Annotated in this window: 9 protein-coding genes; 7 read left to right on the forward strand and 2 right to left on the reverse strand. The window is 40.2% G+C overall.

Annotation, left to right across the window (positions count from 1 at the left end; translation table 11 throughout):
- Positions 1–227 precede the first annotated feature (227 nt).
- Positions 228–746, forward strand: a complete 519-nt coding sequence (locus tag RCC89_16560; GenBank protein WMJ74768.1) for a hypothetical protein — start codon at positions 228–230, stop codon at positions 744–746.
- The gene (locus tag RCC89_16565) at positions 743–1,903 is read left to right on the forward strand and encodes a serine hydrolase (GenBank protein ID WMJ74769.1); all 1,161 of its coding nucleotides are present in this window, start codon (positions 743–745) and stop codon (positions 1,901–1,903) included. The genes RCC89_16560 and RCC89_16565 overlap by 4 nt, the downstream gene beginning before the upstream one ends.
- 75 nt (positions 1,904–1,978) lie before the next feature.
- Here the strand turns inward: RCC89_16565 and kdsA are convergent, their stop codons facing one another.
- Complete coding sequence (gene kdsA, locus RCC89_16570; GenBank protein WMJ74770.1) at positions 1,979–2,794, reverse strand: 3-deoxy-8-phosphooctulonate synthase; 816 nt, start codon at positions 2,792–2,794, stop codon at positions 1,979–1,981.
- Positions 2,791–3,372, reverse strand: a complete 582-nt coding sequence (locus tag RCC89_16575; protein ID WMJ74771.1) for a methyltransferase domain-containing protein — start codon at positions 3,370–3,372, stop codon at positions 2,791–2,793. Before RCC89_16575 ends, kdsA begins: the two co-directional genes overlap by 4 nt.
- Before the next feature lie 115 nt (positions 3,373–3,487).
- On the opposite strand from RCC89_16575, the gene RCC89_16580 reads away from it, so the two are divergent.
- From RCC89_16580 to RCC89_16600, 5 genes are all read left to right on the forward strand, one after another.
- Positions 3,488–4,420: a chromosome segregation protein SMC gene (locus RCC89_16580; protein ID WMJ74772.1), complete on the forward strand. Its 933-nt coding sequence runs from the start codon at positions 3,488–3,490 to the stop codon at positions 4,418–4,420.
- Positions 4,421–4,552: 132 nt separating this feature from the next.
- Complete coding sequence (rpsF, locus tag RCC89_16585) at positions 4,553–4,921, forward strand: 30S ribosomal protein S6 (protein WMJ74773.1); 369 nt, start codon at positions 4,553–4,555, stop codon at positions 4,919–4,921.
- A complete protein-coding gene (gene rpsR, locus RCC89_16590) occupies positions 4,918–5,169 on the forward strand; it encodes a 30S ribosomal protein S18 (GenBank protein ID WMJ74774.1) in 252 nt (83 codons plus the stop codon). The genes rpsF and rpsR overlap by 4 nt, the downstream gene beginning before the upstream one ends.
- A 9-nt stretch (positions 5,170–5,178) precedes the next feature.
- A complete protein-coding gene (gene rplI, locus RCC89_16595) occupies positions 5,179–5,622 on the forward strand; it encodes a 50S ribosomal protein L9 (GenBank protein WMJ74775.1) in 444 nt (147 codons plus the stop codon).
- A 5,876-nt stretch (positions 5,623–11,498) separates the two neighbouring features.
- Positions 11,499–12,470 carry a GSCFA domain-containing protein gene (locus tag RCC89_16600; GenBank protein WMJ74776.1) on the forward strand — a complete coding sequence of 324 codons (972 nt, stop codon included), beginning with the start codon at positions 11,499–11,501 and terminating at the stop codon, positions 12,468–12,470.
- Positions 12,471–12,494: the final 24 nt, after the last annotated feature.

Genomic DNA, 12,494 nt, shown 5'->3' on the forward strand with positions numbered 1-12,494 from the left:
TCGAGTAGTCATACATGACTTTTGTAAAGGCATTCATCATTCCCAACCCAATAAAACACTTTAGGTCAAAATCATAATAATCCTAAAGCATTGCAATATTGAGGAAAAAACATAAATTTACCGCACATTCAATCATTATGAAAAAGCTTTACATTGTTATAGCATTAGTTGGTTTTACACTTGTATCTAAAGCCCAGGACTCAACAGAAACCCGGCGATTCCCCCTAATGCTTTCACTTTTTAATAATGCTACAGCCCTACCCTTTACTGGAACGGCAGGCGTAATCCACACCCCTTTACACCCAGGATTTTCCATAGGAACTTTGCACTATTGGCTAGAGCGTGAAAAGGTGAGCATCTACCAAACATTCCGTCTGGGCTACTTCTACCACCGCTTTTCTCAACATGCCGTCCAACTGTATACAGAACCTTCCTTCCGTTTTAAAATTGTTGGCGGCTTGGGACTTAATACCCGAATAGGTGCGGGTTATTTACACTCGTGGCCAGACACAGAAGTATTTGTACTTGAAAATGGGGAGTACCGTAAACAAACCAATTTAGGAAGACCGCAGATAATGGGTTCTTTCTCCTTTGGCCCTGAATATGATTTTGAAGCCCAAGGCCTAAAGGTTTTTATAGATTACCAATTTTGGGTACAAGCCCCTTTTGTGAGGCAATATGTCCCTGTTCTACCTAATTCAGCCATACATATTGGTATCGTTTACAATATTTTAAGAAAGTCATGAGGCCGCTTCATATATTAATCCTTTCTGCAATACTATTTGCAGGGTGCAAAAAAAGATTTTCAGAGACCGCTCCATGTAATGGAGAAGCATACAGCCATCCTAAAGCACAGACTTATCAGGCCTTGCTGGATCACTATGTAGAAAAAGGGATGCCCGGGATCATACTTCGCATCGAAGATGACCAAGGAATATGGGCAGGCTCTGCTGGAAAAGCCGATATAAGCCGCAACAAATCCATGCAGGTTTGCCATGTATCCAAAGCCGCCAGCCTGACAAAAACATATATGGCGACATTGGCATTTTTGCTTGCAGACGAAGGGCGCTTAGATCTTGAAGCCTTGGCCAAAGATTACTTACCTCGTGAAGTAGTTGACAACATACCTAACATAGAACAAGTCACGATTCGACAACTAATGAATCACCAAACAGGTATTTTTGACATCATCACAGACACAGAGTTTTACCTCCATGTGTTAAACCAACCTCCGCGAAAACATTCTGCCATGGACTTAATTAAGTTTGTGTACAATAAACCGGCAAATTTTACACCTGGCGCAAGTGCCCAATACTCAAATACTAATACACTGCTGCTAAGTATGGCCATAGACAAAGCGACAGGGCAAAGCCATGCCTCTTTATTAAGGGAAAAAATACTGCAACCCTATGGTCTATCTGAAACCTACTATTACTGGCACGATGCAATTCCCAACAACACAGCACAAGGTTACTTTGACCTGTACAACAACAATACCCTCATGAACCTTTCTGATTACGATGTAGGTACAGGTCATGGGTACAATGGCATTTATGCCACCGCAAGTGACCTACACAAATTTTTGCTTCTGCTGCAAAAAGATAAAGCCATACTTAGTCATGAGTCATTGGAGGAGATGAACACCTTTCACCCAAATGAAGACAGAGAGCGCTACCATGGTGCCGGAGTAATGAAAGACTTCATAGACCGTCCAGCGGAAGAGCAAGGCATAGGTCATAGAGGCAGAGACCTGGCCTATAGTGCGGACCTTTACTATTTTCCAGCCAAAGGGAAAAGTTTTTCATTGTTAGTAAACTACGGCACAGACGCCGCCAGCAACCTCCGTCCTGTTTATATGGAATTTAGGGATAAAGTTGTAGATGAGCTGATGAAGCCTTACTAGACCCAAAAACAGTAATATGTAGCGGTACGGTAAGCCTTACCGCTACATAGGGCGCAGGTCCTTCATACAAAAAAACTAATTTTTTACAGCTTTTCTAATATCAACCAGCACTTTAAGCAGGTTCTCCAGCATATCCAAAGGCAGCATATTGGCGCCATCGGATTTGGCTTCGCTTGGCACTGGATGCGTTTCAATAAAGAGACCATCCGCTCCAGTAGCAATAGCAGCTTTGGCTATAGTTGCAATCATGGCAGGACGCCCACCTGTCACCCCTGAGGACTGATTAGGCTGCTGCAGAGAATGTGTAACGTCCATCACTACCGGTACACCATGGGCCTGCATTTCAGGAATATTCCTGAAGTCTACAATTAAATCTGTATATCCAAAAGAGTTGCCACGGTCTGTCAAAATAACCCGGTCATTGTTCAAGCTTTTGATTTTCTCCACGGCAAACTGCATAGCTTGACCAGACATAAATTGCCCTTTCTTGATATTGACAACCTTGCCAGTTTCTGCCGCTGCAGCCAAAAGATCAGTTTGCCGGCACAAGAAAGCAGGTATTTGAAGCACATCTACATATTCAGCAGCCAATGCAGCTTCTTCTGGCTGGTGAATATCAGTCACCACAGGAATGTCAAAGGTATCCGAAACCTCTTTTAAAATCTTCAACGCTTTTTCATCACCAATTCCGGTAAAAGAGTCTATCCGAGAGCGGTTAGCTTTTTTGTAGGAACCTTTGAAGATATAGGGTATCTGATACTTGTCAGATAATTGTGTCACCTTTTCAGCGATAGAAAGTGCCATGTCACGCCCTTCTATGGCACATGGCCCTGCCATTAAGAAAAAGTTGCCCGAATGATCGTGTTTTAATTTATCAATCTTAAAATTCATTTTTTTGTAAGGCTTATGAATAACTCCCTGCCAGCCCGTGGAGGAATAGAGTTATAACAAGTTTCAAAAACATTAATATTAAATAAAGGACTAAAGTAGTCAATATATTCTTCCTTTGAACCACCATAAGGCGGTTTGTCTTTGTTCAGTTCATCATTAAACAACACCCCGACCAGCTTGCCACCTTTGCGAAGCAATGCATGACACTGTTCAGCATAAGCCTGACGGAGCGAAGGAGACAGCGCACAGAAAAAAGTTTGCTCGATAATTAGATCAAATGCGCCACTGTATTTAAAGAAATCAGCTTGAACCAACTGGTGGGCAGGAAATTCAGGCATGCGCGCTTGAAAGTTTTTCAAGGGTGCTTCTGCAATATCCAACAAGAACACATTTTTGAATCCTGAAGTATAAATGTACTCAGCCTCCCACGCATTACCACATCCGGGAACAAGAATAGAAATATCTTTGTTCGTAAGTTGGTCAATGTAGTTTTTAATAGGAGGAGTAGCAGCCCCTGTGTCCCAACCGGTAAGGTCGTCTGCATATCGCTTTTCCCAATATTCCTTATCATGAGTCATATAAGATGAACGTTAATTTGAAATGAAACGTTTGACAATATTAATTGATATATCTTTCATAAATATATAATTTTACGCACTTTTAAATAATTAGCTGTAAATCACGAATACTAGAATGGCTGACGAAAAAAAACAATCTGTCTCTGGAAACAAAAAAGGGCTTATCATAGCACTGGTTATAATTTTACTATCCATCAATGGCGTGTCACTGTTTTTCAATTACACACAGCGTCAAGAATTGGAAAGCAAAGAACAAGCTATTGTTGAAAAAAACCAGGAAATCATCAATACCATTAGCGACCTAGAGTCTGTAAAAAGACAATTGGAGGAAAGCAGAAGCCGTATAGCTGAACTTGGCGGAAATGTTGATGAACTTAATGCGATCATACTTGAGCTTGAAAACGACAAAGATAAGCTAAGAAAAGATGCTTCTGCGGCACAACGGATTATGCGCCAGTACAAAGAAAGAGCTGAAGGCTATAAGGAACTGTTGGAAGCTTCTGAAGAAAAAATTGCCGAATTGACTGCGCAAAGAGATGCACTTTTTGAGCAAAAGCAAGGACTGGAGCTAAAAGTAATTGCCAAAGAAGACTCTATCAGAAACTTGGCCATGTCCAAAGAAGAGTTGGCAAAGAAAGTAGCAGAAGCCTCTGTGCTAGAAGCAGAAAACATCAACATAGAAGCTATTACGCCAAAAGACAAACTTAAAGATGGCAGCGAGATAAAGGCCAAGCACATCCATATCCTACGGGTCAAGTTCAGGTTGGGAGAAAACAGAGTGGCCAAACATGAAGCCAAAGATGTCATGATGAGATTGATAGCCCCTGACGGATCTTGTTTGTTTGACCTAAATACAGGAGGTGGCACCTTTATGCATGAAGGAAAAGAAAAATTCTATACCGATAAAAAAAGTATTCTTTTTGCCAACCAGAACGAAAAAGTCAACTTTGACTATATCAAAGGCAGCCCTTGGAAACCAGGCAAGCATAAAATAGAGCTTTTTGCCGATGGTTTTAAGATAGGCGAATCTGAATTTATCGTAAAATAAACATAATAAAACTTCCTGTGCCCCTGGCCGGGAAGTTTTGATTTAAAGGCGGTAAAGTTTTTAAATTCAATATTTGGGAATAAAATCAAAAAGCAATATCTTTGCAACCCAATTAATAATTTAACCTGTTATATGGAATTAAGAAACTACGAGACGGTATTCATTTTAACTCCCGTTTTGTCTGATACACAGATGAAGGATACCGTAGAAAAATTCAGGAAGGTGCTAACAGACAATGGCGCCGAGATTGTTAATGAAGAGAACTGGGGGCTAAGAAAATTAGCTTACACAATTGATCACAAAAACACTGGTTTTTACCAACTTTTTGAGTTCAAAGGCCCAACTAACATCATTAACTCTCTAGAGATTGAATTTAAACGGGATGAGCGCATTATGAGATTCCTTACAGTTGCTCTTGACAAACATGCTGTGGAATACAACATCAAGCGTAAAAAAGGAGAATTCAGAAAATCAGCTGAAAAACAGGAGGAAAAAGTATGACACTAGTAAACGAGCCAATAAACAGAACCGAAAACAGAAAGAAATACTGCAGGTTCAAAAAAAACGGTATCAGATATATTGATTACAAGGATGCAAACTTCTTGTTAAAGTTTGTAAACGACCAGGGCAAAATACTTCCAAGAAGGCTTACCGGAACTAGTCTAAAGTTTCAAAGAAAAGTAGCCCAGGCTGTTAAAAGAGCCAGACATTTGGCACTTTTACCTTATGTAACAGATTCATTAAAATAATCGGGTATTATGGAAGTTATATTAAAAGATGATATTAAAGGACTGGGTTACAAAAACGATATCGTTAAAGTAAAACCAGGCTATGGCAGAAACTATCTGATCCCACAAGGATTTGCAATTATTGCCAATGAATCTAATAGAAAAGTTGTTGCTGAAAATCTGAAGCAAGCTGCTCACAAAGCAGAAAAAGTGAAGACTGAAGCTGAAGAAATTGCTAAGAAACTAGACGGTGTTTCTCTTGACATCCCTGCAAAAGTAGGTGAAACTGGCAAAATATTTGGTGCTATTACTACGCTTCAAATTTCTGACACACTTAAAGAAAAAGGTTTTAATGTAGACAGAAAGAAAATATCTTTCAGCTCTGAGATAAAAGAAGTAGGAGAATATACTGCCATTGTTGACCTTCATAAAGAAGTGAAGCAAGAGGTTAAGTTTAAAGTTGTTCCTGCCTAACTTTTAGCGAGATAATATTTTTGCAAAAGCCCTTTCATTCGAAAGGGCTTTTTTTGTTTATCCCCTCCCCTGGCAAGACACTAATACCATCCTAATATTTTTGACTAATCAATCACCGTGAATCAACCTACACAGCTCACCCCAACAGATTGCCGCGGCATTGTTTCATAAGGAACTAAAGGCGCAAAACTTCATACCTAAGAACTTTACCTACTGCTATCTTGTGCCTCGCAATGACGCTTAAATGTTGGTTTTCTGCTAATTAAAATCTTCATAATAACCTGTCATCCCGAGGAACGAGGGATCTGTTAGACTCTGGCACCTACCATTGTCAAGACACTCATGCTGTAACCCAAACAGACCCCGCAACAGGTGCGGGGAGGCTGCTATGTTGTTTGTTTTTCTAGTTAAAACAACCTTACCAAAGTTCATTTTACTGATAATGAAACTGACATTTTGTTTGCCATTCCCTGTAAAACAATAAGTACCACGTTGCCGGACCCGTTCCGGCATCTGTTTAAAGTTTTGCAGAGAGGTGTTATAGACGGATATTATAAAATTATGATTGTAGTGCCGTTTTTTTATCGGCATGGCTAAGATATGAGTAAAACATAGTCATGAAAACTAACAGCCAAAACTTACTATAACCTCCAAACTGATAAGAGCCGAATAGTGGACAAAAAGAATAATCCCATAATCAGCAGACCGGTAGCTACTAAGGGCGGGCGGGGATTCTATGGCTGGCGTGGGCATATTGCGGCTTGTGGGGTGCCGGATTTTTAAAAATGCCGCCATAAAATAATGCCTTTGACAATGAATCGTCAGTTAAGGCATTTTTTTGGCAGGGAGGGATTGTGCGTTTAGTGCGTAGCAATATGCCTTTCAGCCATAGTGTCTGTTTTTGGTTACCTTTTTTGGACAAGAAAAAAAGGTAAGAAAAAGTGGAGAGTGAACCATAGGTTACGTTAGCTCAATAGGTGATTAAAGGAGAATAATAGATTTGTCAGAACCCCTAAAAATCAACCTATACCGCTTACCTCAAACAGATTGCCGCGGCATTGTTTCATAAGGAACTAAAGCCTTAAAATTTCACCTCAGGAACTTTAACAACCACTACCTTACGTCTCGCAATGACGGTTAAATTCTGGTTTTCTGCTAATTAAAATCTTCATAATAACCTGTCATCCCGAGGAACGAGGGATCTGTTAGACACTGGCACCTACCATTGTCAAGACACTCATGCTGTAACCCAAACAGACCCCGCAACAGGTGCGGGGAGGCTGCTATGTTGTTTGTTTTTCTAGTTAAAACAACCTTACCAAAGTTCATTTTACTGATAATGAAACTGACATTTTGTTTGCCATTCCCTGTAAAACAATAAGTACCACGTTGCCGGACCCGTTCCGGCATCTGTTTAAAGTTTTGCAGAGAGGTGTTATAGCAAAGGACGGATATTATAAAATTATGATTGTAGTGCCGATTTTTTATCGGCGTGATTAAGGTATGAGTGAAACATAGTGCTGGAATCAACAGCCAAAACTTACTATAACCTCCAAACTGATAAGAGCCGAAAAGTAGACAAAAAAAATAACTCCATAATCAGCAGTCCGGTAGCTACTAAGGGCGGGCGGGGATTCTATGGCTGGCGTGGGCATATTGCGGCTTGTGGGCTGCCGGATTTTTAAAAATGCCGCCATAAAATAATGCCTTTGACAATGAATCGTCAGTTAAGGCATTTTTTTGGCAGGGAGGGATTGTGCGTTTAGTGCGTAGCAATATGCCTTTCAGCCATAGTGTCTTTTTTTGGTTACCTTTTTTGGACAAGAAAAAAAGTAAGAAAAAGTGGAGAATGAGCAATAGGTTATATTAGCACAATGGGTGAATTAAAGGATAATTATAAATTTGTCAGCCCCCCTAAAAATCAACCTACACCGCTCACCCCAAACAGATTGCCGCGGCATTGTTTCATAAGGAACTAAAGCCTTAAAATTTCACCTCAGGAACTTTAACAACCACTACCTTACGTCTCGCAATGACGGTTAAATTCTGGTTTTCTGCTAATTACAACCTTCATGATAACCTGTCATCCCGAGGAACGAGGGATCTGTTAGACACTGGCACCTACCATTGTCAAGACACTCATGCTGTAACCCAAACAGACCCCGCAACAGGTGCGGGGAGGCAGCTATGTTGTTTATTTTTCTAGTTAAAACAACCTTACCAAAGTTCATTTTACTGATAATGAAACTGACATTTTGTCTGCCATTCCCTGTAAAACAATAAGTACCACGTTGCCGGACCCGTTCCGGCATCTGTTTAAAGTTTTGCAGAGAGGTGTTATAGCAAAGGACGGATATTATAAAATTATGATTGTAGTGCCGTTTTTTTATCGGCATGGCTAAGATATGAGTAAAACATAGTCATGAAAACTAACAGCCAAAACTTACTATAACCTCCAAACTGATAAGAGCCGAATAGTGGACAAAAAGAATAATCCCATAATCAGCAGTCCGGTAGCTACTAAAGGCGGGCGGGGACTCTATGGCTGGCGTGGGCATATTGCGGCTTGTGGGGTGCCGGATTTTTAAAAATGCCGCCATAAAATAATGCCTTTGACAATGAATCGTCAGTTAAGGCATTTTTTTGGCAGGGAGGGATTGTGCGTTTAGTGCGTGGCAATATGCCTTTCAGCCATAGTGTCTTTTTTTGGTTACCTTTTTTGGACAAGAAAAAAAGTAAGAAAAAGTGGAGAATGAGCAATAGGTTATATTAGCACAATGGGGGGATTTAAAGGACAATTATAAATTTGTCAGCCCCCCTAAAAATCAACCTACACCGCTCACCCCAAACAGATTGCCGCGGCATTGTTTCATAAGAAACTAAAGCCTTAAAATTTCACACCAAGAACTTTAACAACCACTATCGTCGCCTCGCAATGACGGTTAAATTCTGGTTTTCTGCTAATTACAACCTTCATGATAACCTGTCATCCCGAGGAACGAGGGATCTGTTAGACTCTGGCACCTACCATTGTCAAGACACTCATGCTGTAACCCAAACAGACCCCGCAACAGGTGCGGGGAGGCAGCTATGTTGTTTATTTTTCTAGTTAAAACAACCTTACCAAAGTTCATTTTACTGATAATGAAACTGACATTTTGTTTGCCATTCCCTGTAAAACAATAAGTACCACGTTGCCGAACCCGTTCCGGCATCTGTTTAAAGTTTTGCAGAGAGGTGTTATAGCAAAGGACGGATATTATAAAATTATGATTGTAGTGCCGATTTTTTATCGGCGTGATTAAGGTATGAGTGAAACATAGTGCTGGAATCAACAGCCAAAACTTACTATAACCTCCAAACTGATAAGAGCCGAATAGTGGACAAAAAGAATAATCCCATAATCAGCAGTCCGGTAGCTACTAAGGGCGGGCGGGGCTATGGCTGGCGTGGGCATATTGCGACTTGTGGGCTGCCGGATTTTTAAAAATGCCGCCATAAAATAATGCCTTTGACAATGAATCGTCAGTTAAGGCATTTTTTTGGCAGGGAGGGATTGTGCGTTTAGTGCGTAGCAATATGCCTTTCAGCCATAGTGTCTTTTTTTGGTTACCTTTTTTGGACAAGCAAAAAAGGTAAGAAAAAGTGGAGAATGAGCAATAGGTTATATTAGCACAATGGGTGAATTAAAGGATAATTTATAGACCTGTCAAACACTAGCACATAATAATTACTCCTAAAAATCAACCTACACAGCTCTCCCCAACAGATTGCCGCGGCATTGTTTCATAAGGAACTAAAGCCTTAAAATTTCACCTCAGGAACTTTAACAACCACTACCTTGCGTCTCGCAATGACGGTTAAATTCTGGTTTTCTGCTATTAAAATCTTCATAATAACCTGTCATCCCGAGGAACGAGGGATCTGTTAGACACTGGCACCTACCATTGTCAAGACACTCATGCTGTAACCCAAACAGACCTCGCAACAGGTGCGGGGAGGCAGCTATGTTGTTTATTTTTCTAGTTAAAACAACCTTACCAAAGTTCATTTTACTGATAATGAAACTGACATTTTGTTTGCCATTCCCTGTAAAACAATAAGTACCACGTTGCCGGACCCGTTCCGGCATCTGTTTGAAGTTTTTCAGAGAGGTGTTATAGCAAAGGACGGATATTATAAAATTATGATTGTAGTGCCGATTTTTTATCGGCATGGCTAAGGTATGAGTGAAACATAGTGCTGGAATCAACAGCCAAAACTTACTATAACCTCCAAACTGATAAGAGCCGAATAGTGGACAAAAAGAATAATCCCATAATCAGCAGTCCGGTAGCTACTAAAGGCGGGCGGGGATTCTATGGCTGGCGTGGGCATATTGCGGCTTGTGGGCTGCCGGATTTTTAAAAATGCCGCCATAAAATAATGCCTTTGACAATGAATCGTCAGTTAAGGCATTTTTTTGGCAGGGCGGGATTGTGCGTTTAGTGCGTAGCAATATGCCTTTCAGCCATAGTGTCTTTTTTTGGTTACCTTTTTTGGACAAGCAAAAAAGGTAAGAAAAAGTGGAGAATGAGCAATAGGTTATATTAGCACAATGGGTGAATTAAAGGATAATTTATAGACCTGTCAAACACTAGCACATAATAATTACTCCTAAAAATCAACCTACACAGCTCACCCCGACCAGATTGCCGCGGCATTGTTTCATAAGAAACTAAAGCCTTAAAATTTCACACCTAAGAACTTTACCTGCCGCTATCTTGTGCCTCGCAATGACGGTTAAATTCTGGTTTTCTGCTAATTAAAATCTTCATAATAACCTGTCATCCCGAGGAACGAGGGATCTGTTAGACTCTGGCACCTACCATTGTCAAGACACTCATGCTGTAACCCAAACAGACCCCGCAACAGGTGCGGGGAGGCAGCTATGTTGTTTATTTTTCTAGTTAAAACAACCTTACCAAAGTTCATTTTACTGATAATGAAACTGACATTTTGTTTGCCATTCCCTGTAAAACAATAAGTACCATGTTGCCGGACCCGTTCCGGCATCTGTTTAAAGTTTTGCAGAGAGGTGTTATAGCAAAGGACGGATATTATAAAATTATGATTGTAGTGCCGATTTTTTATCGGCATGGCTAAGATATGAGTAAAACATAGTCATGAAAACTAACAGCCAAAACTTACTATAACCTCCAAACTGGTAAGAGCCGAAAAGTAGACAAAAAAAATAACTCCATAATCAGCAGACCGGTAGCTACTAAGGGCGGGCGGGGATTCTATGGCTGGCGTGGGCATATTGCGGCTTGTGGGGTGCCGGATTTTTAAAAATGCCGCCATAAAATAATGCCTTTGACAATGAATCGTCAGTTAAGGCATTTTTTGGCAGGGCGGGATTGTGCGTTTAGTGCGTGGCAATATGCCTTTCAGCCATAGTGTCTTTTTTTGGTTACCTTTTTTGGACAAGCAAAAAAGGTAAGAAAAAGTGGAGAATGAACCATAGGTTACGTTAGCTCAATAGGTGATTAAAGGATAATTTATAGACCTGTCAAACACTAGCACATAATAATTACTCCTAAAAATCAACCTACACAGCTCACCCCAACAGATTGCCGCGGCATTGTTTCATAAGGAACTAAAGCCTTAAAATTTCACCTCAGGAACTTTAACAACCACTACCTTACGTCTCGCAATGACGGTTAAATTCTGGTTTTCTGCTAATTAAAATCTTCATAATAACCTGTCATCCCGAGGAACGAGGGATCTGTTAGACTCTGGCACAACTTATTTCCTAATTTTCATATCAAGGTTTAACGCACCTCAACCACCTTATTCAAATATTTTTATTAGTTTGCGCATAGAAGCAAGTGCGTATGTTCAGAACGGAAATAAAACTACCTGTATCTACTTTACAAATCACCCATAAAACCAACATAGTAACGGCTGGTTCATGCTTTTCAAATGTGATAGGTACGCTTCTGCGCGACAACAAATTCCCAACAACAATTAACCCTTTTGGTATAATCTATAATCCGGTTTCTCTTTTTAGATTATTAAACCAAGCTACGCTGAACCAATCACCGACTGAAGATCTATTACTCGAGAGAGACGGGATCTGGTACCATTTTGACCTGCACTCTGAAATATGGGAAAGCAGCAAAGAAGCCCTTGTTAAGCGAATTTCTTCTATTACACAAATGGCTTCCAATACCATACAAAATGCAGACCTAGTTACCATAACTCCTGGTACATCTTTTGTCTATGAGCTCACCGGACAAGAACATATAGTAGCCAATTGCCATAAACTTCCGGCCAAAAACTTTAATAAGAAGCTGTTAGATCCCAGCGCCATTCTTTCTGCTTTTGACCAGTTCTATAGCAACCTAAAAAAGATTAACCCTAAAGTCAAAACCCTCTTTACTATTAGTCCTGTCAGGCATATCAAAGACACGATGGAGCTAAACTCGGTCAGCAAATCTATACTTAGGTATGCAATATATGAAATCACAAAAAGCTACAGTGACGTGTATTATTTTCCTTCGTATGAAATAATGATGGATGATCTGCGGGATTACCGCTTTTACAAAGAAGATATGATACACCCTGACCCTGTAGCCGAAAAATATATATGGGAAAAGTTTAAAGAGACTTATATGTCTGAAAAAACCCGTAAACTTATAAAAGACTGGGAGAAAGTGGTAAGAGCCATACACCATAAACCCTTTCACCCGGACTCAGTAGCACATAAAAAGTTCTTGAATGAAACATTACAAAAAATAAAAGGTTTTAAACAAGAATTTGATGTCTCTGAAGAGCTTGAAACCATTAGGAAAAAGATTTCCTGAGCAAATTTTTCTTTACTATCCATA

It is taken from the genome of Cytophagaceae bacterium ABcell3 (assembly GCA_030913385.1).
Taxonomy (GTDB): Bacteria; Bacteroidota; Bacteroidia; order Cytophagales; family Cytophagaceae; genus ABcell3.

Bases quoted from the DNA above. Each gene is read 5' to 3' on its own strand.
- RCC89_16560 (WMJ74768.1), top strand. From the start codon at position 228: ATGCTTTCACTTTTTAATAATGCTACAGCCCTACCCTTTACTGGAACG.
- RCC89_16565 (WMJ74769.1), top strand. From the start codon at position 743: ATGAGGCCGCTTCATATATTAATCCTTTCTGCAATACTATTTGCAGGG.
- kdsA (WMJ74770.1), bottom strand. From the start codon at position 2,794: ATGAATTTTAAGATTGATAAATTAAAACACGATCATTCGGGCAACTTT.
- RCC89_16575 (WMJ74771.1), bottom strand. From the start codon at position 3,372: ATGACTCATGATAAGGAATATTGGGAAAAGCGATATGCAGACGACCTT.
- RCC89_16580 (WMJ74772.1), top strand. From the start codon at position 3,488: ATGGCTGACGAAAAAAAACAATCTGTCTCTGGAAACAAAAAAGGGCTT.
- rpsF (WMJ74773.1), top strand. From the start codon at position 4,553: ATGGAATTAAGAAACTACGAGACGGTATTCATTTTAACTCCCGTTTTG.
- rpsR (WMJ74774.1), top strand. From the start codon at position 4,918: ATGACACTAGTAAACGAGCCAATAAACAGAACCGAAAACAGAAAGAAA.
- rplI (WMJ74775.1), top strand. From the start codon at position 5,179: ATGGAAGTTATATTAAAAGATGATATTAAAGGACTGGGTTACAAAAAC.
- RCC89_16600 (WMJ74776.1), top strand. From the start codon at position 11,499: ATGTTCAGAACGGAAATAAAACTACCTGTATCTACTTTACAAATCACC.